General features: G+C 58.8%; 21 protein-coding genes and 1 tRNA gene. 16 read left to right on the forward strand and 6 right to left on the reverse strand.

The window, feature by feature from the left end; all coding sequences use genetic code 11:
• Nucleotides 1–6: 6 nt before the first annotated feature.
• From ftsA to QSJ36_RS09775, 5 genes are all read right to left on the reverse strand, one after another.
• Nucleotides 7–1,218 (reverse strand): cell division protein FtsA, encoded by a 1,212-nt coding sequence (gene ftsA, locus QSJ36_RS09755; RefSeq protein ID WP_102713795.1) that lies wholly within the window; start codon nucleotides 1,216–1,218, stop codon nucleotides 7–9.
• 115 nt (nucleotides 1,219–1,333) lie between these two features.
• A complete protein-coding gene (locus tag QSJ36_RS09760) occupies nucleotides 1,334–1,849 on the reverse strand; it encodes a peptidoglycan endopeptidase (RefSeq protein WP_240454340.1) in 516 nt (171 codons plus the stop codon).
• A gap of 127 nt (nucleotides 1,850–1,976) precedes the next feature.
• A complete protein-coding gene (locus tag QSJ36_RS09765) occupies nucleotides 1,977–3,938 on the reverse strand; it encodes a phospho-sugar mutase (RefSeq protein ID WP_215442779.1) in 1,962 nt (653 codons plus the stop codon).
• A gap of 105 nt (nucleotides 3,939–4,043) precedes the next feature.
• Nucleotides 4,044–5,828, reverse strand: coding sequence for an ABC transporter ATP-binding protein (locus tag QSJ36_RS09770; RefSeq protein WP_022397519.1), 1,785 nt, complete (start codon nucleotides 5,826–5,828; stop codon nucleotides 4,044–4,046).
• Nucleotides 5,822–7,672, reverse strand: coding sequence for an ABC transporter ATP-binding protein (locus QSJ36_RS09775; protein WP_215442780.1), 1,851 nt, complete (start codon nucleotides 7,670–7,672; stop codon nucleotides 5,822–5,824). The genes QSJ36_RS09770 and QSJ36_RS09775 overlap by 7 nt, the downstream gene beginning before the upstream one ends.
• A gap of 178 nt (nucleotides 7,673–7,850) precedes the next feature.
• Between QSJ36_RS09775 and QSJ36_RS09780 the strand changes: the two genes are divergently transcribed.
• From QSJ36_RS09780 to QSJ36_RS09810, 7 genes are all read left to right on the forward strand, one after another.
• Nucleotides 7,851–9,263, forward strand: a complete 1,413-nt coding sequence (locus tag QSJ36_RS09780) for a hypothetical protein (protein ID WP_215442781.1) — start codon at nucleotides 7,851–7,853, stop codon at nucleotides 9,261–9,263.
• 75 nt (nucleotides 9,264–9,338) lie between these two features.
• Nucleotides 9,339–10,139 (forward strand): ABC transporter permease, encoded by an 801-nt coding sequence (locus QSJ36_RS09785; RefSeq protein WP_285468531.1) that lies wholly within the window; start codon nucleotides 9,339–9,341, stop codon nucleotides 10,137–10,139.
• Nucleotides 10,140–10,154: 15 nt separating this feature from the next.
• Entirely contained in the window at nucleotides 10,155–10,973 is an 819-nt protein-coding gene (locus QSJ36_RS09790) for an ATP-binding cassette domain-containing protein (protein WP_285468533.1), read from the forward strand.
• Nucleotides 10,974–10,991: 18 nt separating this feature from the next.
• Entirely contained in the window at nucleotides 10,992–11,975 is a 984-nt protein-coding gene (locus tag QSJ36_RS09795) for an MlaD family protein (RefSeq protein ID WP_285468535.1), read from the forward strand.
• Nucleotides 11,976–12,119: 144 nt separating this feature from the next.
• Complete coding sequence (locus tag QSJ36_RS09800; protein WP_022397527.1) at nucleotides 12,120–12,446, forward strand: DUF883 C-terminal domain-containing protein; 327 nt, start codon at nucleotides 12,120–12,122, stop codon at nucleotides 12,444–12,446.
• A gap of 59 nt (nucleotides 12,447–12,505) precedes the next feature.
• Nucleotides 12,506–12,952: a phage holin family protein gene (locus tag QSJ36_RS09805; RefSeq protein ID WP_022397528.1), complete on the forward strand. Its 447-nt coding sequence runs from the start codon at nucleotides 12,506–12,508 to the stop codon at nucleotides 12,950–12,952.
• A complete protein-coding gene (locus QSJ36_RS09810; RefSeq protein ID WP_146019231.1) occupies nucleotides 12,913–13,293 on the forward strand; it encodes a hypothetical protein in 381 nt (126 codons plus the stop codon). Before QSJ36_RS09805 ends, QSJ36_RS09810 begins: the two co-directional genes overlap by 40 nt.
• On the opposite strand, the gene QSJ36_RS09815 is transcribed toward QSJ36_RS09810, so the two are convergent.
• Nucleotides 13,286–13,561, reverse strand: a complete 276-nt coding sequence (locus QSJ36_RS09815) for a hypothetical protein (protein ID WP_285468536.1) — start codon at nucleotides 13,559–13,561, stop codon at nucleotides 13,286–13,288. The genes QSJ36_RS09810 and QSJ36_RS09815 overlap by 8 nt on opposite strands.
• Nucleotides 13,562–14,251: 690 nt before the next feature.
• On the opposite strand from QSJ36_RS09815, the gene QSJ36_RS09820 reads away from it, so the two are divergent.
• The 9 genes from QSJ36_RS09820 to QSJ36_RS09860 all read left to right on the forward strand — a co-directional run bounded on the left by QSJ36_RS09820 (nucleotide 14,252) and on the right by QSJ36_RS09860 (nucleotide 24,627).
• On the forward strand, nucleotides 14,252–15,334 hold the full coding sequence (locus QSJ36_RS09820; protein WP_022397530.1) for a type IV pilus twitching motility protein PilT: 1,083 nt from the start codon (nucleotides 14,252–14,254) through the stop codon (nucleotides 15,332–15,334).
• Nucleotides 15,335–15,359: 25 nt separating this feature from the next.
• On the forward strand, nucleotides 15,360–16,454 hold the full coding sequence (locus tag QSJ36_RS09825; RefSeq protein ID WP_022397531.1) for a type IV pilus twitching motility protein PilT: 1,095 nt from the start codon (nucleotides 15,360–15,362) through the stop codon (nucleotides 16,452–16,454).
• Nucleotides 16,455–16,481: 27 nt separating this feature from the next.
• Nucleotides 16,482–17,555 (forward strand): peptidylprolyl isomerase, encoded by a 1,074-nt coding sequence (locus tag QSJ36_RS09830; protein WP_285468538.1) that lies wholly within the window; start codon nucleotides 16,482–16,484, stop codon nucleotides 17,553–17,555.
• A 13-nt stretch (nucleotides 17,556–17,568) separates the two neighbouring features.
• On the forward strand, nucleotides 17,569–18,621 hold the full coding sequence (locus QSJ36_RS09835) for an acyltransferase (protein WP_285468539.1): 1,053 nt from the start codon (nucleotides 17,569–17,571) through the stop codon (nucleotides 18,619–18,621).
• Nucleotides 18,622–18,857: 236 nt separating this feature from the next.
• Nucleotides 18,858–18,933, forward strand: a tRNA-Ala gene (locus QSJ36_RS09840).
• A 124-nt stretch (nucleotides 18,934–19,057) separates the two neighbouring features.
• Nucleotides 19,058–20,533, forward strand: coding sequence for an O-antigen ligase family protein (locus tag QSJ36_RS09845; RefSeq protein ID WP_215709485.1), 1,476 nt, complete (start codon nucleotides 19,058–19,060; stop codon nucleotides 20,531–20,533).
• Between the two features lie 97 nt (nucleotides 20,534–20,630).
• Nucleotides 20,631–21,380 carry a 3-deoxy-manno-octulosonate cytidylyltransferase gene (kdsB, locus tag QSJ36_RS09850; protein ID WP_102721039.1) on the forward strand — a complete coding sequence of 250 codons (750 nt, stop codon included), beginning with the start codon at nucleotides 20,631–20,633 and terminating at the stop codon, nucleotides 21,378–21,380.
• 11 nt (nucleotides 21,381–21,391) lie between these two features.
• Nucleotides 21,392–22,999 (forward strand): CTP synthase, encoded by a 1,608-nt coding sequence (locus tag QSJ36_RS09855; protein WP_022397536.1) that lies wholly within the window; start codon nucleotides 21,392–21,394, stop codon nucleotides 22,997–22,999.
• 65 nt (nucleotides 23,000–23,064) lie between these two features.
• On the forward strand, nucleotides 23,065–24,627 hold the full coding sequence (locus tag QSJ36_RS09860; RefSeq protein WP_022397537.1) for a sodium:solute symporter: 1,563 nt from the start codon (nucleotides 23,065–23,067) through the stop codon (nucleotides 24,625–24,627).
• The last annotated feature ends 602 nt before the right edge of the window (nucleotides 24,628–25,229 follow it).

Below are 25,229 nucleotides of genomic sequence, written 5' to 3' on the forward strand. Positions count from 1 at the left end.
GATTGATCAGGAGTTCTTCCTGCCGAAGAGGCCCAGCACGCGCCCCAGCCAGCTCCGCTGCTGCGGCAGTTCGGCATCCAGAATCTGGGCATACCGTATCAGCCCGATGGCCGTACAGTAACGCGGGTCATCCAGATAGGAAGGCGCTCCGTTTTTGACCAGCGTGGGACGGCTGATCGCCACGCCGAACACGTGGGAGGCCAGTTCCCCCACGCCGCGCATCAGGCTGGCGCCCCCGCACAGGTAGACGCCGTGGCAGCGGTTGCCCTTGAAGGTGTCCTTGGGCAGGGAGGATTTGACCAGATTGAAGATTTCCAGCAGGCGGGAACGGATGATTTCATTCAGAACATTGCGTTCGATGGCGGCATCCTTCATGTTTCCTTCCCCGCGCACGCGCACCATTTCATTGGTCTTTCCGGAAAAGCTGTTGGCATCCCCCTCCGTTTTCTTGAGCAGTTCCGCCTGTGCCAGCGGAATGCCGGTCATCAGCGTGATGTCATTGGAAATGTGGTCGCCGCCCAGGGGCACGCATCCGGAGGCCACGAGCTGGCCGTCCAGGTAGAGAACGTAATCCGTAGTGCCCGCCCCCATGTCTATGAGGAGGGCTCCCGCCTGCTTGACCTGCCTGTTGAGCACGAACTGGGCCGTGGCAATCGGGGCGAAGACCACGTCCGCGATGTCCAGGGGAACTTCCCGCACACAGCGGAAGGAGTTGGTGATGCGGGATTTGATGCCGTGGATGATATGGCAGTCGATGTCGAGGGTCCTGCCGGTCAGCCCGGCGGGATTGGTCAGGTTTTCCTGCCCGTCCACGGAGAAAAGGCCGGGCACGCGGTGCAGGACGAATTGTTCCGGCCCCAGGGCGATGTCACGGGCGATTTCCGTCACCTCGTCCATGTGCTCCTGGGAAATGATGCTTTCATCCGGAGGCAGGCGGAAGGTTCCGCGGTTGTTCTGCCCCACGATGTGGGCTCCGGTCACGGACAAATAGACGGTCATGATGTCCACGTCCGCATGGTCCTGGGCCATGTTCCAGGCATCGTAAATGCACTGGATGACCTTGGAGGTGTCTTCAATCTCGCCGCGGACCACGCCCTCGCTAGGAACCTCACCCACGCCGATGATCGTCACGGTTGCGTCGGGCTTCACTTCGCCCACAACCATGCAAGTCTTGCTTGTCCCTATCTCAAGCCCTACGTGAATTTTTGTCTTAGCCATGAAAGTCAAGGAACTATCAACGTCCTCGCACCTGATAGCACATTACTTTCCATTGTTCAAGAAAGCCTGCGCGAACATACGCAAAAAACGCGGTTTTCCGTCGCGCAGGCCCGGATCAGAGACCCGTGGGGTGGCGCACCAGGAAGTTCCGGGCATTGCGGCCGTCCACCCTCCAGCGGGGGCCTTCGCCGCGGCGGCCGCTTCCGGTGGTGTCAAACCGGAGGCCGCAGATGACCATGAATACGTGCCCGTTCTTGGCATAGACGGAAATCCAGTCCCCGGCGCCTTTCTGCCCGTAGTTCAGGAACAGCTTGGAATGGCGGGTGGAAGTGAGCAGGCCGGCTTCCTTCAGTACAAAGGAGGTGCTGCCGGAGCAGTCATAGTGGGAGTCATAGTGTTTCCTGTGGCCGCCGCCCAGGCGGTAGGGCTTGTTGACCAGGGAATTGGCGGCCGCAATGGCGCGCTTGACCTGCGGGGGGGCATTCCTGGGGGGAATGGCTTTCCCGTTGTGCAGCACGGCTGTCTTGCCGGGAACAAAGTGGTAGGCCGGGAGCCGTGCCGGGGCTTCCACTTGTTGGGAGGTGGAGGAGCAGGAGGAGAGAAGAAGACCGGCCAAAAGGGCACCGGCCACGGAGAGAGTTTTGTGGACCGCAAATGTCATAAGAATTATAAACTGCGGAATTCCGGCCTCCTTGGCAAGAAAATAAATTTCCCCCGTCCACATTACATGGTAGACGGGGGAAAGAAATCAACAACATTTAGCCGTTGGAACGGGCGAGGGCGTCCTTCTCCACGGCAGCCCACAGGGAGTCCAGGGAGGCCTGGACCGCCGGCAGGGCTTCCTTCACCGGAGCGCCCGGTTTCCCGTGGCCGAAGAGGTAGTACTTGATCTTGGGTTCCGTTCCGGAGGGGCGCACCGCAAAGCTGCGGCCGTCCGCCATATCCACAAAGATCATTTTTTCCGCCGGAATGGGGTCGCCCTCCGCATCCACCATGTCACCCTTGGAAAAGTCCCGGATGCCGCTGACGGCCACGCCGTCCAGTTCCGTAGGAGGATTGGCGGAATAGGAGGCGGAGAGGGCGGCGATTTTTGCCGCGCCGTCCGCGCCTTCCATGACCAGGGATTTGCCCATTTCCAGGTACACGCCGAATTGTTCAAAGAGTTCATGAAGCAGTTCCAGCAGGCTCTTGCCGACACTTTCCGCATAGGCGGCCAGCTCCGCAAAGATGATGGCGGCGGAGTTGGCGTCCTTGTCGCGCACGAAGTCCTGGGCCAGGTAGCCGTAGCTTTCCTCCCCGCCGAAGACAAAGTAGCGGCTGTATTCCAGGCGCAGGGCGCGCGTCTGTTCCTCGCTCATCTTCCGGTAGCCTTCCCGCTTTTCCGCAGGAATGGCTTCTTCATATTTGCCGAGCTTCTGGGCGATGTACTTGAAGCCCGTGAGCACGTTGACCACTTCATAGCCGAAGTGGTGGCCGATGGCGTCCTGAAGGCCCGTCGTCACAAAGGTTTTCACCATCACGGCGCGGGAACGGTTGGAGTCATTGATGATGCCCAGCCCGGACATGCTCATGCAGCGGTACCACGCCAGCAGGGAGCCGATCTGGTTGCCGGTCAGCAGGTGCATTTTCCCATCTTCCCCGCGAACGGCCACACCCATGCGGTCCGCGTCCGGGTCCGTGGCGATGACGATGTCCGCGCCGGAAGCGTCCGCCTGCTCAATGGCCAGGGCCAGGGCCGGAGGGTTTTCCGGGTTGGGGGAGGCCACCGTCGGGAAGCGGCCATCCTGCACGTCCTGCGCCGCCACGGTCTGCACGTTGCAGCCCAGTTCCTTCAGCAGGGGAACGATGATATGGCCGCCCGTGCCGTGGAGGTTGGAGTAAACGATTTTGGCGCCGCCCTTGCTGAAGAGCTCCGGACGGAGCAGCACGGTTTTCAGGCGGTCCATGTAGACACGGTCAAAGGAGGCGTCCAGCACGTGAAGGGTGCCGCGCCGGTCTTCCGGCAGCGGTTCATATTCCTCAGAGGTCAGGGAGTTCACTTCCTCAATCACGGCCTTGTCATGCGGAGGCACCAGTTGGGCTCCGTCGTTGAAATAGGCCTTGAAGCCGTTGTCGTGGGAGGGGTTGTGGCTGGCGGTCAGCACCACGCCGGAATCCGCATTGAGTTCACGGATGGCGAAGGAAACTTCAGGGGTGGCCCGGGGGCTGTCGAACAGGTAAATGTCACAGCCCAGGTCCGTGCCGATTTTCGCGCAGAATTCGGCGAAGTCACGGGAGAAGTGGCGCGTGTCATGGCCAATGACCAGCCGGGGCTTCCTGCCCGGGTCCGTGGCCTCCACATGCTTTTTCACGTAAATGATCAGGCCGCGCATCGCTCGCCCCACATTGAAGTAGTTCATGCAGGCGGTTCCCACGCAGGGATATTCCGGGCGGCCGTTCACGCCGCCGTTCCCCTGCTCCGCCCGGGTCACGATGCTGCCGATGGTGCGGCCGCGCAGCCCCCCCGTACCGAAGGCCAGGGTCTTGTAAAAACGGTCATTCAATTCCTGCCACTCCCCGGCGGCGGCCAGTTCCTCTACGGCCTCACGCGCTATGGGGGATTTGGTTCCGGCCAGCAAAAGGCGGATATTGGTCAGGGAAGACTCCAAAAGCTCCCCCTCTTTAACGGCATTCGTCAGGGATTCATCCAGTGTATTCATGCTGGCGGAATAGTACATCATGGCCCTTGTTTGACAATAGCTCTTTCCACCATGGCCTGAGAAAAACCGCCATGTGCGCCCCGGCACGGGCGCGGGAAAAGCCTTCCGTCCCCGTCCCCTTTTCACCTAGAGGGACTGGCGGTCATACAATTCCCGGTACAGCGGGCAGGAGGCATAAAGTTCCGCATGAGTGCCGTCCCCGATGATGCGGCCGCCCTCAAACACCAGAATGCGCGTCGCCACGCGGATGGAGCTGAAGCGGTGGGCTACGATGAGAGCCGTCCTTCCCTCCACCAGGCGGTCCAGCTCCTGCTGGATCTGGGCCTCGCTTTCCGCGTCCAGGGAGGCGGTGGCTTCATCCAGAATCAGGACGGGGGCGTCTTTCAGGAAGGCGCGGGCAATCGCCACGCGCTGGCGCTGGCCGCCGGACAGGCCGCTGCCGCCGTCGCCAAGCATGGTCTGGTAGCCGTCCGGCATCCCCATGATGAAGCCGTCCGCGGCGGCGGCGCGCGCCGCCGCCATCACTTCCTCATCCGTGGCGTCCTGCCGCCCCAGCCGGATGTTTTCCATGATGGTGCCGTGGAAGAGCACGGGATGCTGGGAAACGAAGGCAATGTTCTTGCGCACATCGTGCAGGGAGGCGTCTCTCACATCCACGCCGTCCATGCGCAGGGTGCCGGAACTGACGTCGTAAAATCTGGGCAGAAGGCTGGCAAACGTGGTTTTCCCGGCGCCGCTGGGGCCTACCAGGCCCACCACTTCCCCGGGGCTGATATGAACGTCAATGCCGTCCAGCACCTTGCGTGCGCCGTCGTAGGAGAAGGAAACGCCGTCATAGTCCAGACGCCCGGAGGCTCGCCCCAGGGGAACGGGATTGGCGGCTTCCGGCATGGTGTCCGGCTCCTTCAGCAGGTAGTTGATGCGTTCCAGGGAGGCATGCGCGCTTTTCAGGTTGGTCAGCGTCACGCCCAGGCGCTTGAGGGGGTCGTAACACATGAACAGGGCAGCGGCCAGGGCCGTGAAGTCAGCCTTGGTGATTCCCATTTCATGACCCCTCACCAGCAGAATGCCCAGGCCCAGCGCCGTCACCATTTCCAGCACCGGCACCAGGAAGTGCCTGTACTTCACCGTTCTCAGATTGATCTTGAAGAAGCGTTGGATCAGCCCCAGGAAAAGCCCCACCTGCTGTTCCTGCATGCCGTAGGAACGGATTTCACGCTGGGCCGCCAGGTTTTCCTGGGCGGCGGCCGTGATATTGCCCAGCTCGTCCTGAGCCTGCTTGGCCTTCTTCATCACGCGGCGGCCAAAGAAGCGGATGGGCCATATCGCCAGCACAACCAGCCCCAGATTCATCAGCACCACCGCCGTGTTCGGGTCAACAAAGACCTTGTACACCAGGAAGGCGAGTGCGGTCAGCAGGGTAAGGGGCTGTTTGATGATGTCATTGGCCGCTATTACCAGGCCTCCCTGCACGTTGGCCGCGTCATTAATGAGGCGGCTGATCAGGTCCCCCCGTTTCTGGCGGTCAATGAAGGAGAGGGGCAGCGTTTGCAGTTTGGAAAAGGCGTCCAGCCTGATTTCCTCCAGCACCTTCATGCTGACGATGCTGATCCAGTACACATTGAAGAACGTGCCTATGCCCCGGATGGCAAAAACCAGCGGCAGCAGGGAACATACGGCCACGAGCACAGCGGTGTGCATGTGCTCCGGGGCCACCAGATGGGCGATGATGTTCTGAAGCTCCGGGGGAATCTGCGTATTGTCAAACACCACCGGAAACACCTTGGCAATCATCAGCGGGAAGCCGAAACCGCTGGCGGCGGCGGCCAGCGCCCCGGCGGCCAGCGCGGCGATGAACAGCTTCATCACCGGCTTCAAATACCGCGCGTACTCAAAAAACTGTCTTAACATGAAGCGCCTCCTTCCTCTTCCGCAACCATCTGCTGCTTGTTGTAAAGTTCCCTGTACAGGGGGGAGGAGGCCATCAGCTCCTCATGCGTGCCATCCGCAATGACGCTCCCTTTTTCCAGAACCAGAATTCGGTCCGCCATCCGGATGGTGCTGAACCGGTGGGCAATGATGAAGGCCGTGCGTCCGGAAGCAAGCTTTTCAATCTCCTTCTGGATGAGTTCCTCGCTCTTCATGTCCAGGGAAGCCGTGGCTTCATCCAGCACCAGGATAGGCGCGTTTTTCAGAAAGGCCCTCGCCAGGGAAACGCGCTGCCGCTGGCCGCCGGAAAGCCCTTCCCCCATTTCTCCGATCATGCGGGAATAGCCTTCCCCCGTCTCATTGATGAAGCTGTCCACGGCGGACATGCGCCCGGCTTCCTCCACCTCCGCGTCGGAAGCGTCCGGACGGCCGATGCGGATATTGTCCGCCACGGATCCGCGGAACAGCACGGGATACTGGGAAACCAGCGCGATATGGGAAAGCAGGTCCTTCTTGGCCATCTCCCGCACGTCGATGCCGTCCACCTTCACGCTGCCGGAAAGTACGTCGTAAAAACGGCACAGCAGATTGATGAAGGTCGTTTTCCCGGCGCCGCTGGGGCCTACCAGGGCCACCACCTGGCCAGCCGGGATGCGGATGTCAATGTTCTTCATGACGGGAGCATCCTGCTGGTAGCCGAAGCACACATTGCTGAACTCCACTTCCCCCTTCCAGGATTCCGGACTCTTCGGGTTTTCCGGTTCCGGAACGTCGTCCGGAGCGTCCAGCACATGGTTGATGCGCTCCAGCCCGGCATTCAGGGTTTCCGCCTTGTTGTGGACCGCCCCCAGCTTCTTGACCGGTTCATAGCAAAGGTACATGGCCGTAGCCAGCGCGGCGAAGTCCCCCATGTTCATGCCGTTCATGTTGCCGACAAAGAGAGTGGCCGCCATGGCGATGGCGCTGACGAATTCAATCAAAGGCGTCAGCAGGCTCTGCCACCTGACCGCACTGATGGAAGCCTGGATGTAACGGTGAATCCTGTTCCTGAACAGACTTGTCTGCTGCTCTTCCAGTTCAAAGGCCCGGATGTCCCGCTGGGAGGAAAAGTTTTCCTGAAGCGTGGAGGAAAGATCCCCCTGGCTGGACTGCACCACGCGGGCGCGGGCGAGCATTTTCTTGCCGATATAGCGGATGGGAATCACGCAAACGCCCACCAGAAGCATGTTCGCCAGCAAAATAAGGAACTGCTGGCTGACGGACGCCCTGTAAATCAGGAATCCCAGCGCGGCCAGGAGGGTCAGGGGCTGGATAATCAGGTCATTGGCAATCTGCACCAGGCCGCCCTGCAGGAACTGCGTGTCCTGCATCAGGCGGCTCAGCAGGTCTCCCTTCTGCTGGCGGTCATGAAAGGCCAGGGACAAATCCTGGTATTTTCTGTACACCTTGAGCCGCAGCGTTTCCAGCACGCCCAGCCCTATTTTGGAAAGCAGGTAGACATTGACGAAGGAGGAGAGGCCGCGCACCACCACTACCATCGGGAGCATGGCCGCCGTGGCCCACACCGTCACCCAGGGCAGGTTTTCCGGACTCACGTACCAGAGGAGCACGCGCTCCGCCCACGGGGGCAGCGGCTTCCCGTCAAAGATCACGGGGAACATTTCCTGTAAAATCACCGGTATGCCGAAGCCGCTGGAAACAGCGGCCACCATGCCGCCGATCACAGCCCACACCAGCGTGCCCTTATAGGGGAGAAGATATTCGCGCCATAATGCTACGGCACGCTGGATGGAGGATTCCTGCCCCTCTGTTGACTGTTTCCTCATAAGTAATTCCGGATTGATGCGCCCGGGAACGGACGGCGCGCAATCGGTGCAGATCATACCATGAAGACCGCGGATGACAAGCTCCTTGCGATAAAAACTCCTCAGGAAACGCCCGGAGGGAAAGCCGCCGGGCATCCCGGCTTGCCCGCCTCCCCGGAATGGTCTACCCTGCCGGCGCATGCTGAAGACAGGATTAATCCAGCCGGAGACCATCCCCGGCCATTTCCCCAGGAACCTCAGAACCATCGTGGAACTGTACCGTTCCTGCGTGGACGGCGGGGCGGAGCTCGTTCTTTGTCCGCCGCTGGCCCTCAGTGGCGCGCACACCGGGGAACTGGCCCTGCGCAGCGGTTTCCGGTCCCAGCACAAGGCGGCCCTGGCCTACCTGGCCCGGGAAATAGCGGACGTCCCCTTGCTGCTGGCAGCGGCGGACGCGGACGGCAGCCGCTTCCACATGCTCCGGAACGGCCTTTCCTTTCCACGGCAAGCCGTTATTTCCCCAGCCGCACACGGAACGGAGGCCGTTCCCGTTTTCGGCATCTGCCGGACGGCGGATGAAGCGGGTTTTTCCATCATTTCATGGCCGGAATCTTCCCCGGCCTCCTCTTCCGTACCCTGCCTCTTGCTCCGCACCCATTCCGGCGCGTGGCATGAAGGACTGCTGGAGCAGGATGAGGAGGAAGCCTGCCGGCTGGCGCGGGAAACAAGGCTGCCGGTCCTCACTGCCCGCCTGGCCGGGGGAGAAGGCCCGTTTCTGTTACCCGGCGCGTCTTCCGCATGGTCCGCCCACGGGATTCTCCTCAAACGGCTGCGTCTTTTTGAACGGGATTCCGCCGTCATTTCTCCGGAAAATTCCATGGAGGCGTCTTCTCCGCTTCCCGCTCCGGAAGAACAGCTCCGGCACGCCCTCCGGAAAGGCACGGCGGACTTCATCCTGAAAAGCGGGCATGGCGCCGCCTGCCTCAACCTGCTGGAAAGCTCCGCATCCCTCCTGCTGGCTCAACTGTTAAAAGAGGAACTGCCTTCCCTGCCCTTGACGGGCTTTATCCCCCGCCTCCCCGGCATTCCGGAACAAGACACTGCCCGGGCGCAAGCCTGTGCGGACAAGCTGGGCATTCAGGCCCGGATGCTGCCTCTCCCCGCAGATGCGGCGGCCGGAGGACCGGATGACCTGTTCACGGCCGCATGGCTCATGCGCCAATGGACCCAGGAGGAAGGTGCCCTGCTGCTGTCCGCCCTGACCGGAACGGACATCATGACCGCTCCCCGCCTCCTTCCGCCGGCCCTGGCCGCTGACTTCATGCCGCTGGGGGATTTATATGAAACGGAACTGGCGGACCTGTTCCCCGGCTTCCTTTCTCCCGCGCCGGATGCGGCCATGCGCGACAGCCTCCTCATCCGTCTGCACCGCGCGCATGAATCCGCCACGCCGCTGGCAGGCCTCTTCCCGGAATCGGAGCTTGAAATCCGCCGCTGGCAACGCCGGGCCCGCGCCTCCGAATGGATGCGCCGGAAACTGCCGCCGCGCCTCACGCTGCGCTCCATTCCCGGTGCACCGGAAACGCCTTATGTCCACCGGCTGACGGATTGACGCGGCGCGTTGCTTTTCTTCCCGTGGCGTACATTGCGCTTGCTCTTGAAGTGGAAGAAGTGATTAGTAGAAGCCATGCAATTCTATGTAGCCACCATGATCGGCCGCGCCGCTCTAAGGCTGGTTGACCGCCTGGGGTCAATCGGATTGCTGCTTTACCAAGTGACCTCATGCATGTGGTCCGGCAAATTCCGGATGCGCGTTCTTGTGGAGCAAATTGCAAAAATCGGGGTGCAGTCCCAGCCGGTGGTCATCATCACCGGCGCGTTCACCGGAGCCGTGCTGGAAGCCCAGACCCTGTTCCAGCTCCAGACGGTGAGGATGGAAACCATGGGGGGCGCCGTCGTCGCCGTGGGCATGTTCCGGGAACTGGGGCCCGTCATTACCGGGCTGATGCTTGCGGGCCGCGTCGGGTCCGCCATGGCAGCGGAAATCGGGACCATGAAAGTCACGGAACAGGTAGACGCCCTTAACTCCATGAACGTGGACCCGGTGGACTACCTGGTGAAGCCCCGCATCCAGGCCATGCTCATTTCCATGCCTATCCTGATGATGGAAGCCGTGCTGGTGGGCATCGCCTCCGCCTACATCGTCAGTATCACCTCCTTTAACGTGGACCAGGCTTACTGGATGCACTTCATGAGCAAATTCGTCACCATGGGGGACATCACCGTGGCCCTGGTCAAAGCCCTGGTCTTCGGCCTCATCATCTCCACCATCTCCTGCCGGGAAGGCCTGAACACCACGAACGGAGCCGTTGGCGTCGGCAAATCCACCATGCAGGCCATGGTGTATGCCTCCGTGGCCCTGCTCATCGCCAACTTCATTCTGACCATGATTCTCAATTCCATCTTCCCCATGGGATTCATGAGATAACCCTTCCGCGCCGCCATGCAGCCATTCATCCGCGTCCACCAGCTCAAGCAAAGCTTCGGCACCCAGGAAGTGCTGAAAGGCGTGAGCTTTGACGTGGGAAAGGGAGAGCTGATGGCTCTGATCGGCGGGTCAGGGGCTGGAAAAAGCGTCATCCTGAAACATCTGGACGGCCTGATGGACCCGCTGGACGGCTATGTGGAAATAGACGGCAGGCGCATCAGCGGAGCGCCGGAAAAAATCAAGAAGCAAATCCGCGGTAAAATAGGCTTCATGTTCCAGCAGGGGGCACTCTTCGACTCCCTCAGCGTAGGGGAAAACGTCGCCTTCCCGCTGCGCGAGGAAGGAATCCGGAATGAAAAGGAGCTGGACGCGCGCATCTCCGCCGCCCTGGACTCCGTGGACCTGCTGGGGCAGCAGGAAAAAATGCCGGCCAGCCTCTCCGGAGGCATGATCAAGCGCGTAGCCGTAGCCAGGGCCATCGTCACCACGCCGGAATGCCTGCTGTATGACGAGCCCACCGCAGGCCTGGACCCCATTGTCACGGACAGCATCAGCTTCCTCATCCGGCAAATCTGCAAGGACAAGGGAATCACGACCGTCATCGTCTCCCATGACATGCCCAGCGTGATCCGCATTGCGGACAAAATCGTCTATCTCAGGAACGGGGAAGTTTACTGGACGGGAACCCCGGAGGAGCTGCTGCATTCCAGGGATGAAAACCTGCAAAGGTTCCTGTACGGGGATTCCGGGGAAGACTGGGCCTCCCTGACCGGCAGGCATGAAAACTCTCAACGGGTTCTGCTGGAACGGGCGGAACGTGAACGGAAACAATAACCATCTTACCACAGAGCCATGAAGCAGAAACTTAAGCCGGAAACCTGGGTGGGCATCTTCCTGATTGCCGGAATCCTGATGATCATCGGCGTCATCCTGGGGTTCGGCAACATCAAGACCTCCAAGGAGCAAACCTACCCCATCAACATCATTTTCAAGGACGCGGCGGGCCTCATCAAGGACTCCCAGCTCCGCCTGGGCGGCGTTACGGTGGGAAAGGTCACCAAGGCGCCCGAACTCCTGCCCTCCGGCAATGAAGTCATGCTGGAAGCCAGCATCCTGAGCGACGTGAAAATCCAGGAAGGCTCCGTCTTCCGCGTGGACATGCAGAACATCCTGGGAGACAAGTACATCGACATCGTTCCCCCGGCACGCCCCACGCACGAATACATCCCGCCCCATGCCACCATCATCGGGCAGCCTGAAAGCGACTTCAGCAAGATCAAGAATAACGCCGTGGGCGCCACGGAGGAAATACTGAAAATCCTCAAGCAGATTGAAAAAAATTCGGACAACATTGACGAGGCCATTCTCAACATCGGGGAAGCGGCCAAAGGGCTGGCCCAGACCACCAAGCTGATCAATGAAGGCATCCTGAGCCGGGAAAACATCCGGCACCTCAACAGCGTGCTGGCTCAAATGAACAAAGCGGGCGAACAGCTCCCCGCGACGATGGCGGCCATGAAAGACACCGTCAGTGACGCCCGCAGAATCATCGCCGGAGCGGAAGAAAAGCTCAACAGCCTGGACCCCGCCATCAAGGAAATCCCCCCCACGCTGACCGCCCTGCGCAAGGCTTCCGAGCAAATCGCCTCCGTCACGGCGGACGCCCGGAAAAACCAGGGCTTCCTGGGGCTGCTCATGTACGATGCGCGCTTCCGCGCCAATGCCCAGGAATTCATCCGTAACCTGAGGGACTACGGAATCCTGCGGTACCGGAACCCGAACGAGCCCCAGGCCAAACCAGACCCCCGCGGCGGTTTTTCAGGAAGCCGCCGCTGAAGAACGCGCACAATTCCGGGTGAAGCCGCTTTACACACTTGCCAATAGAGGGAAGCGTGCTAAATAATTCCCAATGTGAGAGGCGAAAACATGTAAGCCGACATGTTTTTCAACAGGAACCAACCCTTAACACTCTAATCAACCATGCAAGACAACCAAACCGAACTTGAACCGACCGCAGCAGCAAACGACACCGCCTGCTCCTGCCCTTCCGCCCGCGAGCTTGCCGTAACCAGATTTCAACAGGCCAGGGCCTTCGCCGCGGCCAAAGTAAACCAAATCCGCAAGGCGGCTACGGAACAGGCCAGCACCATCCGTGACTACGCCCAGGAAAAAGGAGAAGTCATCCGTGACAAGGCCAAGAAGTTCCATGAAGCGGGCGAAGAATACGTGAAGGAAAAACCCACCCAGTCCGTGCTGATCGCCATGGGCGTGGGCCTTCTGATCGGCATGCTCATCCGCCGCCGTTAACCCTCATTCCGCGCCATGCGCATCAAGCGCATGGCGCCCTCACCCCTTCAAACCGAGCCATGGGACTGATTGACAAACTCAAACGCACCTTCGTCGCCCCCATTGTGGAGGAAAAGGAAGAAGGAGCGGCCATGGTCCGGTCCCTCCGGGAAACCGGAGCGGCGGCGCTTGACCATGTGGAAGCCCTGGCCGCGCTGCTCAAGCTGGAACTGGAGGAAGCGTCCAAAAGGCTGGGCAGGAAAATGGCCCTGCTCCTGCTGGCCGCCTTTATGGCCATCTTCGGCTATCTGTTCCTGTGGTGCTTCCTGACCATGGTCATGGCCCACTTCTGGGGAATCATTGCCGGACTTGCCGTAACCACCGGCATCCATCTGGTGGCGGCTGCCGTGGCCCTCATCCTTTTCAGCCGAACCCATGTAACGCCCATCGCCCCGGCGACGGCGGAAGAACTTAAAACGGATTTATCATGTCTGCAAATGGCTCTCAAGAAAAGCTCGCACTCCTGATGCGGGTGGCTTCCTCCCGGCTGGATATCGTCAATGAGACGGATACCCTGGTCCAGAAGACGCAGCAGCAGGCCGACCACTTCCGGAAGCTGAAAAAAAAGGCCATGTCCCTGCCTGTGATCGGCTCCATTGTCGGCACGGTGGGAGGCATTCTGCTCATCCGTATGTTTACGGGAAAAAAAAGCCATCCGGTGCTCCCGCGTCCGCATGTTTCCGGAAGCTGGATCAATTCCCCTATCTTCCGTTTCATCATTGAAATCCTGGTAACCCTCGCCTTCCCGTCCCTGAAAAAAATGGGCTTCGACCTGGCAGGCAAGAAATTCTTCAACCTGTTCAAGTAATAGGATTTTCCGGTCGATGCGGCGCAGCCTTTTCAAGCCGCTGCTTTAAAAAAGAACTCAGGAATTCCGCTGTTGCGGGAGAAATGTCTTCATATCCCTGCGGCGTCAGATGCGCGCCGTTCCGGGAATATCGTCCCCCCCTGCAGGACAACTCTTCATGCAGACGGCCGCGATACCTCATAAAATAACGACCTGCCGCCAAAGAAAACAACGCCCCTTTGTTCATACGTACCTCGCCAGGCTGGACAGGCATTTCGGCATGGTCCATGCGGCGATATTGGAATGAAACAGGAGACCAGGGCATGCCTGACCCCAAAAAGGCATCGGCAGCTCAATTCCCCTTTCCAGCGCTTTCCGCCATGAACAATTCCTGCCAAAAATAACAGGGCACAATCAGGAAAAAAGCTACCTGGCCATGAAAGGGAGGCCCCAATATAGGAAGACGACCATCATGGCGGAAACATGGCCTTCCCAGTCATCGCGGCGGCGGGGAATTTGGAAATGTTCCTTCCGTGTCCCCGTTCGGAGGAACAGGAAAAATTGATGAAGAAAGTCATTTAAAACAATATCCCGACCTTTCCCCCGGAGGCAAAAATGCAACCGCGCCATAGACTTGTCCTCAATGCCGCCATTTCACATTTAACCATGAAAACAGCAGCGGGATTGCTGTCGGCTCTTTCCGCCATGCCAAACGTATGCCTCTGCCGGGAAAGTCCGTGAAAAACCGCGATCCCTCAGGATCCGATTCCCGAAACGGCAGAAAAACATAAATGCTCTTTCCCGCTCCCGGAAATAAACTTTTGCGAGCCTTCCTCAAGGCTTCTCTCCAAAAATCCTCCCCCGCCACGGGACGGCACAGGGCCGCCTGCACAGAAATCATTTCCCAAACATTTTTTGCTGGTCAAAAAAGCCCCGTTTTCGTTAGTATGTAGCTTTATCAGTTTGCTGCATTCACAACATGAGCGAATACATTTTGCCCCACGTCGACGGATATCTTAAGCTTGGACAGGACTTTGACTGTTCCGATATCCACCTTGCCGTCAACAGCCGCCCCACCTGGCGCCGGTTCGGCCAGCTTCTCCCCATCTGGGAGGAAGCGCCCAATCTCACGCCCCAGGACACGGAAGTTCTGGCGAGGGGCTTTCTGGAAGACCCGGAATGGAACCGCCTTCAATTAAAGGGGGACGTGGACTTTGCCTATGCCAACGACTTCGGACGCTACCGCGCTTCCGTGGTCAAGCAGCGCCTGGGCTATGACATCTGCTTCCGCATCATCAACACGCGGGTGCGCACCATGGAGGAAATCGGCCTGCCGACGGAATACGTGGTGCCCCTCACCCGCTACACCAACGGCCTCATTCTGGTGACGGGCTCCGTGGGTTCCGGTAAATCCACCACCCTGGCCTCCATCGTGGACTTCATCAACCAGGACCGCCACGACCACATCATCACGCTTGAAGACCCCATCGAATACCTGATTCCCTCCAAAAACTGCCACGTCAACCAGCGTGAAGTGCACAAGCACACGGAATCCTTCGCGCGCGCCCTCCGCGGGGCCCTCCGTGAAGACCCGGACGTCATCATGGTAGGTGAAATGCGCGACCTGGAAACCATCTCCCTGGCGCTCACGGCGGCTGAAACCGGCCACCTGGTGCTCGGCACCCTGCACACGGGGTCCGCAGCCCGCACGGTGGACCGCGTGCTGGACGTCTTCCCGGTGGAGCAGCGCGACCAGATCCGTATCATGGTCAGTGAATCCCTGCGCGGCATCATCTCCCAGCAGCTCGTTCCCAGGGCGGACGGCAACGGCCGCGCCCTGGCCATTGAAATGCTGGTCAATACACCCGCCATCGCCAACTGCATCCGCGAAGGAAAGACATTCATGATTCCCGGCTGCATCCAGACCGGGAAGGCCCAGGGCATGATCCTGATGGACGACTCCCTCCGGGCGCTGCACCAGGCAGGTCTCATCACCACGGAAGACTGCATCTTCCGCGCGGAAGACAAAACCATCATGAAATCCTTCCTGGGAATCAAGTAACCTTTAACTTTGACACACTCCTGTTATGGCTGTTATCGACCAATACTTCAAATACCTCGTAGAAGCGGGCGGCTCCGACCTTCACCTCAGCGAAGGCCAGCCTCCGAAAATCCGCGTCAACGGGACTATCTCCGCCATCTCCGACGAAAACCTGGAAGGCCAGTCGTTCAAAAACCTTCTCGCGGAAATATGCGACTCCCAGGCCTTCCAGAAATACCTGGAAGAAGGGGATCTGGACTTCGCCTATGAAATGGATGAAACCTCCCGTTTCCGCTGCAACTACTTCAGGCAGCAGCACGGCCTGGGAGCCGTCTTCCGTCTCATTCCCACAAAAATCGCCACGCTGGAAGAACTGGGCGTGCCCACGGTCGTCAAGGAATTCGCCCACATGAGATCAGGGCTGGTGCTGGTCACGGGGCCCACGGGCTCCGGTAAATCCACCACCCTGGCCGCCATCATTGACTACATCAACAGCAACCAGGCGCGGCACATCATCACAGTGGAGGAACCTATCGAATTCGTTCACCCCAATAAAAAATCCATCGTCACCCAGAGGGAAGTGCCCCTCCAGACACCCTCCTTCGCAGACGGCCTGCGGGCCTCCCTCCGTGAAGACTCCGACATCGTGCTGGTGGGTGAAATGCGCGACCTGGAAACCATCTCCCTGGCGCTCACGGCGGCTGAAACCGGCCTTCTGGTATTCGGCACCCTGCACACGAACAACGCCAGCAAAACCATTGATCGTATCATTGACGTATTCCCGTCCGACCAGCAGTCCCAGGTACGCACCATGCTTGCGGGCTCCCTCCGCGGCGTCGTGGCGCAGCTCCTGATGAAGCGCAGCGACAAGCCGGGACGCGTAGCCGTCAATGAAATCCTCTTTGCCACGCCCGCCGTGGCGGCCATCATCCGTGAAGGCGCCACGCAGAAAATCCCTGACGTCATCGTCGGCGGAAAGGCCATGGGCATGCAATTCATGGATGACGCCATCTGGCAAAAACTCCAGCAGGGCGTCGTCTCTCCGGAGGAAGCCTACATGAAGTGCATTGAAAAGAAGAGGTTCCGCAACTTCCTTCCCCCGGAATCCGTCCGTCTGGCAGACTCCGGCGGTGGAAACTAGGCCCTTTGCTCCTTCCCTGTCCCTCCCATGTCCCCCACTGGAAAATTCACGTTCAAGCTCGTGATCTATGGAGCATTCCTGCTCTATCTGGTGGGGGATTTGTTTCTCTGGCACGGCTTCCTGGCCGGCAGGATGGACGCCTACCTGAAACCGATGCCGGGACCGCCCGGAGACAACTCCGCCCGGATTGCGGAAGTTTACGGCGAACCCGTCACCGCCAACCAGCTCTCCCGGAGGGTTGCGGAACTCCGGCTCCTGCGCCAGCCTCCCGTTCTGGACATGGACGGAGGCATCAGGCTCACCCATGAACTGGACGTAGCCGGAGACCTGGCTCCGCGGGCCAGGTACGATCTGATCGGCTCCTCCCTCCTGCGCCTGAAAACCAGCGTCAACGACCTTCAGCTTCCCAACCGCAATGCGGAAGCCGCGCGCGCCGCGGAACAAATCCGTTCCCGCTTTGACGGGAACACGGAACAATACCTGAAAACCCTGCATGACCAGAAATTCACGCAGCAGCAATTCCAGGAAAAAATAGCGGCGCGGCTCAAGCAGACGGAACAGCTCTACCGGGCGACCGCCCAGGCGGCAGAGCCGTCCGACGAAGACCTGAAAACCTATTATGATTTGATCCGGGACCAGCTTAAAACCCCTGACCTCCGGAAAACCAGGCACATCTTCCTGGCTACCCTTCACAAGGATGAAACCCAGGTCAAACAGGCGGCGGAAACGCTGCTGGCGCGCCTGCAAGGCGGGGAAACCTTCTCCCGGCTTGCCAGGGAATTCAGTGAGGACGAGCGCTCCGCGCCCGCAGGCGGGGAACTTGGCTGGGTCAGCCACGCCCGCGCACGGGAAACCCTGGGCCTGGAGCTGGCAAACGTTCCCGACAACAAGCCGGTGCTTCTTAAAAGCCGGTGGGGATGGCACCTTGTGGAAGCCTCCCCCCTCAAAAAAGGAAGTATCCCTTCCTACGAAGAAGCGCTTCCGGCCCTGAGGAATGCAGCCCAAAGCCTCAGAAAAGCGCAGGCCGTGGGGCTGTACATGGAGGGTCTTTTTGAAGAAGCCCACCTCAGGAGCCGCATTAAAAACAAGCGGGACCGCTGATGCCCCAGTTCCAATGAGCGCCCCTTCCTCCTTCATTACAGGCATCTCATTAATCCGCACCATCCTCTGCCTGATGATCTGCGCCTTCCACTGGGCGCGCTGGTCGCCCGTTGCGGGCTCCGTGGGCGTGGACTGGTTCATCGTCCTCTCCGGATTCCTGATGACGTTCACCCTGAAAGAAAATTCGTTCAGTCCGCCCTCCTTCTACATCTCCAAATTTGCGCGGCTGTGGCCGCTCCTGTTCACGGCCATCCTCCTGTCCAGCCTGGTCTCCTACAAGGAGCAATTCCAGCTGGACAACCTGCTCGGCGTCCTGCTGGTTTCCTTCGGCGGCAATCAATTCATGAACCTGCACACGGGAGACAATTATGCCTTATGGTACATGAAGCTGGAAATCCTCTTCGTCCTTATCTTCCCTCTCGTGGCCTATGGAAGGAAACGCCTTCCCCTGCTGCTGGCACTGGGCCTTGTAACCGCTGTCGCCTGCACGTTCCTGGAACCCGTCGCACGCCTTTACTTCTTCCCGCCCTACCGTTTATGGCAATTTCTCGCCGGCTGCTGCGCGGCACGGCTCTATAAAAAACACGAACGCTTCTTCCGGTGGAGCCCGGCTGTGTTCTCCTTCGGGGTGCTCTACCTTCTCTACCAGACTTTCATCGGCGCCTTGTGGGGCTCCGGCGGGAAAGTTGCCTCCCTGGCCTTCCTCCTTCCCGACACGCTGATTGCCGTGCTGACCATCGCCAGCGCGTGCTCACTTGCAAAATCCCCTCAGCCGCCGGCTGTTAAAATTCCAGCGGTGCTCATCCATTTGACCAACCGGGCCAGCCTCCTGACCTATGCCGTCTTCCTGCTGCATGTTCCCCTCCTGCAATTCATGCAGTACATCTGGCCGCAGGACCGGTACGGAACCCGTCCCATCCTCTTCTGGATATGCGCCGCGCTCCTGTTGATTGCCGTGGGAGCCGCCATGCATTACGGCATTGAACAACCATGCGGAAAATGGCTTTCCTCCCGCTTGAAACGTGCCTTTGCCAGAGTCCGGAACATCAAATTCACCGCTCTTTGAACTGCCGTCCGCTTTCTACGGGAATACAGGCATTCCTTTTCCCGGTTCCCGTATTGCGCCGTCTCCCGGCCCTTTCCGGAAAAATGAATCTCCCCCCCTGCGGCAGACTTCCGCCGGACAGGAAACGGCGGCATGCGGAGAAGGAACACGAAATCTTCCATCTTATTTGCGTTGCCTGACGAATTCCTCTTGCTTTCAGGCGGCGGATGGAATAGATTCCCCCCGGTATTTTCCACGGGGTATTAGCTCAGTTGGTAGAGCGTCTCGTTCGCAATGAGAAGGTCAGGGGTTCGAATCCCCTATACTCCACCATCCATCTCTCTTTCCCGCCATTGTCTTTTATGCGGGAATCACGGGCAGCCCTATGAATGGTAATTTATTTAAAATTGTACTGATTTCAGTAGTTGCCATTCTCCTAGCCATCATAGGCGGTGTCATGTCGGCGGATGGAGACCCCTTTTCCATCGCCCTGGCTGTTTCCCCCTTCCTCCTGGCCGTCCTTTTCCTGATGAAGGAAAAGGTATGGTACCTGTGGATATGGCTTCCCCTGCTCTTCCTGCCCATACCGGAACTAAAGGACTACGCACCCCTCTTCGCCTACGGCATTACCATTCCCTTCTACTTGTGGAATGCCATGCTCAAGCGTTCAACCCTGACATGGAATGCCGCCCCTCTCCTGGACGCTGTCATTCTCGTGCTGTTCATGCATGTGGGCTACGTCTTCCTGAGCCACCCCTTCGGCCTGGGCCTGAATGTGCTGGAAGACTACTACGGGGGCAAGGGATACGTCCTCTTCCTTCAGGCGCTCCTTGCCTATCTTTGCCTCTCCTCCCTGAAAACCACCAGCAATGAACTGGGAAAGGTGCTTCAATGGGCCGTTTTTCTGACCATTATCTTCACGCTGATCTCAACCGCCCAGGGCATCCTTTCACCGAATTCTGCCGGAGCGAACCCGGCGGCGGCCGCAGTCTCGGCAAGCGCCGCCTCCGAAGACACGCGGCAATCGACCTTCCTCCAAATTTCCCTATTGGCGGTTCAACTACTCATCATCAACTACTCCGTATGGCAGATGATCAAACGTCCCTGGTGGGGCGCCCTTCTTGTCCTTGGAACCATCGGAGTCCTGTTTAGCGGATTCCGCTCCTTTATTGCGCAGCTTCTGCTCCTGTTTTTCACAATATCTCTGATCTACAAAAGATGGTTCTTCTGCATCCTGGTTCCCATCTTCGGAATGCTTTTGCTTCTGCTCCTCTCCTCCTCAGGAATGCTCCATTCCTTTCCTTACGGTATCCAGCGCACACTTTCAGCCCTTCCTTTCCTGGATGTCAGCATGCAAGCCAGAGTAAACGCGGAAGCGTCCATGAACTGGCGCTTTGAAATGTGGGAATGGGCTCTGGACGACCGCGAACACTTCATTCAGGACAAGGTATTCGGAGACGGCTTTTCACGGGATATCAGCATCGTGAAAGCCAACATCTATGAGGAAGCCTACAACCTCAGCCAGGACCAGTCATCCTTTGCCTGGAACGGGCTATGGCACAGCGGCCCCATTTCCACCATTCAAACGCTTGGCTACGTGGGGCTTTCCCTGTACCTCATTCTGTCCGTCATCGGCATGACCTATGCATGGATCGTCAGCAGAATCTACCGCAACCACAAATACAAGCTGGGCATTCTTTACGTTTCAACCGTCTACTTCATCAAGCCGCTCACCTTTCTGCTGATCTTCGGGGATAGTACCACCATCTCCATGGACATCATCTCCCTGGCCATCATCAAGGTGCTCTTCTCCTGCGCCAAAAAGGAAGGCCTGTACGTATCCCTCCACATCCGCAAGGAATACATGCCGCTCATTATCCGGAAGACGGAGGCAAAACCGCAGCCTGCCGCCGCGCCCGCCATTTCCGCCTGACCGTTCCGCCCCTACTCCGGAAAAACGGGCGCATCTGATGCTTGAGGCTGGACTAATTCAAGGGGAGTTGCTACCTTTCGATGCGTTTCCTCTTCTCATGGCAGCAGACTCTCCTCATCATATCATCGGCCTCATCCCGTCACGCTGGGGGTCCTCCAGATTTCCGGGCAAGCCGCTTCACCTCATTGCAGGAAAACCGCTTGTCCAGCACGTATGGGAACGCGTTTCCCGCTGCTCCCGCCTTGACGACATCGCCATCGCCACGGACGACCAGCGCATCTTCGACACCGCCGTGGCCTTCGGCGCCAAGGCGATCATGACCTCTCCGGACCATCCCAGCGGCAGCGACCGCCTGGCGGAAGCGGTGCAAGCCTTCCCCTCCGCCACTCATGTGGTCAATATCCAGGGAGACGAACCCCTCATTGACCCGGCCCTGATTGACAGGCTGGCGGACGCGCTGGTTTCTGACGGGGCCCTGTCCATGGCTACCGTGGCCTGCCCCATCAGCGCGCAGGAAGACCTGGACAACCCGAACATCGTCAAAGTGGTCCTGGCCGGCAACGGCGACGCCCTGTACTTCTCCCGTTCCGTCATTCCCTATGCCCGCCATCCCCGCGTCACCCCCCCGCTGCGCCATCTGGGCATTTACGCCTACCGCCGGGACTTCCTTGAAAACTACGTGCGCTGGGAACCCACCCCCCTGGAACAAACGGAATCCCTGGAACAACTGCGCGCGCTGGAAAACGGCGCCAGAATCAGAGTCATTCTGACGGACCATGTCAGCGTGGGCGTAGACACGCCGGAACAGGCGGCCCAGGTGGAACAAATCTTATTAAACATACATTAAGAACCATAATCATGAAATACATCTTCGTCACAGGTGGTGTTGTCTCCTCTCTCGGCAAAGGACTGGCGGCGGCATCCATCGGTACTCTGCTGGAACGCTGCGGTCTCAAGGTCACCCTTCAAAAATTCGACCCCTACTTGAATGTAGACCCCGGCACGATGAGCCCGTTCCAGCACGGGGAAGTGTACGTCTTGAACGACGGGGCGGAAACGGATCTGGACCTGGGCCATTATGAACGCTTCGTCCATTGCAACCTCTCCCGTCTTAACAACCTTACTTCCGGCCAGGTCTTTGAAAGCGTGCTGCATAAGGAACGCCGGGGAGACTATCTGGGTAAAACGGTTCAATACATTCCGCACGTCACGGATGAAATCAAAAACCGCCTTTATGAAGTCACGGAACAATCGGACGTGGACATCATCATCACGGAAATCGGCGGCACGGTAGGGGACATGGAAGGCCACATCTTCCTGGAAGCCCTGCGCCAGTTCGCGCTGGAAGTGGGCCGCGACAATGTCTGCTTCATCCACGTCACCCTGCTCCCCTACATCAAGGCCGCCGGGGAAATGAAAACGAAGCCCACCCAGCAATCCGTCGCCAAGCTCCGGGAAATTGGTATTCAGCCGGACGTGATCATCTGCCGGACGGAATACGATATGAGCGAAGACGAAAGGAGGAAAATCGCCATGTTCTGCAACGTGGAAGCCAAAAATGTCATCGCCTTCCGCGACGTTAAAAACACCATTTACGAATGTCCTCTGGACCTCAGCCAGGACAAAATAGACCGCATCGTCACCAAGCGCCTGGGGCTGGACGTTCCCGCTCCCAACCTGGCGGACTGGCAGCGTTACGTGGGGCGCGTCATCAGCCCAAGCCACTCCGTAAGGATTGCCGTAGTCGGCAAATACATCGCCCTTCAGGACGCTTACAAATCCATCTATGAATCCTTCACTCATGCCGGTGCTGAAAATGACACTCGCGTGGAAATCCTCCGGATAGACGCGGAAGAAATTGAAGAAAAAGGAGCGGATGCCCTGATCGGTTCCGTGGACGGCATTCTGGTGCCGGGCGGCTTTGGAGACCGCGGCATTGAAGGAAAAATACAAACAGTGGAATATGCGCGCACCAAGGGCATCCCGTTCCTGGGCATCTGCCTGGGCATGCAGGTAGCCGTCATTGAATACGCACGCCACATCTGCGGCATGGACGATGCCAACTCCACGGAATTCGACCAGAAATCCACCCACCCCGTCATCAGCCTTCAGGAAGAGCAGAAAGGAATCAAAGCCATGGGGGCCACCATGCGCCTGGGCTCCTATAAAGCCCTGATCCAGCCCGGAACTCTGGCGCACAAGCTGTACGGCAAGGACAGCGTCACGGAACGCCACCGCCACCGTTACGAATTCAACCCGGCCTACCGTGAAGAACTGGAAAACGCAGGCATGGTCATCAGCGCCGTTAATGATGAACACGGCCTGGTGGAAGTCGTGGAACTTCCCTCCCATCCCTTCTTCATTGCCTGCCAGTACCATCCGGAATTCCAGTCCGCACCCAACCGGGCTCATCCGCTCTTCTCCGGTCTGGTTTCAGCCGCGCTGGAACACAAGAGCCGCTCCTGACCCTTCACCCAGCCCGGGGCCTTTTCCGGAAACCCTGTTCCGGAAAAGGCCTTCTCTTTCCAGGCATGTTCACGGACCTCCTTGTCATCGTCGTCTACTTTCTGGCTATCTTCTGCATTGGCATCTATGCGGGACGCAGGCAGAACTCCCTGACGGACTATGCCCTGGGCAACCGCTCCCTGCCTTGGTGGGCCATTCTGGCCTCCATCCTGGCGGCGGAAATCAGCGCGGCCACCTTTCTGGGGGCTCCGGGGGAAGGCTACCATACCCGCAACTTCACGTACGCCCAGCTCTGCATCGGCACTATCCTGGGCCGCATCATCGTCGGCAAGCTCTTCCTCAAACCCTACTATGACTACAAGGTGGTCTCCATCTATGAATACCTGGAAAAAAGATTCGGGCTCCTGACGCGCCGCACGGCCTCCATGGTCTTCCTGGTCAGCCGGGTGCTCGCCAGTGGAACAAGACTTTACTTTGCAGGCATTCTGCTGGTCATTGCCTACCAATTCATGACGGACACCACGGCGGACGCCAACCAAATTGTCCTGCTTTACATTGCCGCGCTGGTCGTCATCTCCATCGCCACCACCATTTACACAGCCATCGGCGGCTTGAAAGCCGTCGTCTGGACGGATGTCCTCCAGGCCGTCGTGCTGGGCGTCTCCATGCTCTCCGCCCTGTGGGTTCTCTTCTCCCACATTCCCGGAGGGTGGAACTCCATCTCAGCCGCCATGAACGGAGGGGACGACTGGAAATTCTTCTCGTGGGGCACCAAGGAAGGCCTGGACTTCCTCCAGCAATGCGCCCATGTCCTGGGTCAGGAATACACGGTATGGGCAGCCTTCCTGGGAGCGACCTTCATCACCATGGCTACACACGGCACGGACCAGGACATGGTGCAGCGGATGCTGGCCGCAAAAAGCAGCAAGGCGGGAACGCGGGCAGTCATCGTATCCGGGCTGCTGGACTTCCCCATCGTCATCGTCTTCCTCTTCACGGGCATTCTTCTCTACGTCTTCTACCAGTACAATCCGGCGTCCCTCCCCGCAGACACGCCGCAGCTCCATGTCTTCCCCTACTTCATCATCCATGAACTGCCCAACGGCATCCGGGGGCTGCTGATCGCCGGGCTCCTGGCAACCGCCATGGGTTCCCTGTCCACCGCTCTCAACTCCCTGGCAACCACCGCCACCAAGGACTGGTACCAGGGAGTATTCAAACCGGAAGCCACGGAACGTCAGCTCCTCCGGTGCGTGCGCTGGGGAACGGCCGGCTTCTCCCTGCTGCTCATCCTCGTTGGTTCCATCACGGCGTGGTACGTGGTGCACCACCCGGAAGTCCGCATCATTCAAATCGCCCTGGGCATCTTCGGCTACACCTACGGCTCGCTGCTTGGCATCTTCCTGCTCGGGATGCTGACGCGCACCAGAGGAAACGATTCAGGAAACATCATTGCCATGGCGGCAGGCTTCCTGGTCATTGCCTTGCTGACCGAACTCATCCCCCTGCCCGCCGACTGGAGGCAATATATTCCGGAAATAGCCTTTCCATGGCGCGTAACCATCGGCACCCTGGTCACCTTTGCCGTCGGCTTCGGTTTCAGGAGCCGCCACATCTCCGCACGCTGAACGGCATCCGCCGTTACCCGGCTTGCGTTCCGGCTTTCCCCTATTAAGGAAACTTGAAACCTTATTGCAGTTTCAGGACATCCCGTTATCCATTCGACGCCTCATTCTTCTGAAAGGCATGTTGACCACCACTCCTTTGCCCATAAAAAATGCATTCTCCAGCAGCGCTCTTCCCGTTTACCGGAACAGAAAAGCAAAAATGAAGGTATTCTTTGCAAGTCTCCAACATATGAAACTGGCTGTGGAATAAACTACCGCTTTTATCTTTCCAGGAAGGCCCCCTCCTTCTATCCAACGGCACCTATCCTCTCCCAAGGAGAGGAAGAGAAACCTGGTTAAGAAATCGTCACAATCAGCAACGCATTGGCAGAATTACAGTTGTGCAACACCCCCACTTCCCGTCTCCCATCCCGTCCCTATTGTCCAAATAGTCCATCTTGTCTACCGGCAGAACCCCGCCGTAAAAACAATCTTCCCCTCCCCTTAAGCACAAAAAGAGCCGCTCCCCGTGGATGGGAAGCGGCGCTGGCCGGGAAGAAGAAAAAAACTCTCTCTCTCTTTTATTACACCTCCTCGGGAGACAGCCAGCGGAAGGAGACGAT

The organism is Akkermansia sp. NBRC 115031 (assembly GCF_030268505.1).
Lineage (GTDB): Bacteria > Verrucomicrobiota > Verrucomicrobiia > Verrucomicrobiales > Akkermansiaceae > Akkermansia > Akkermansia massiliensis.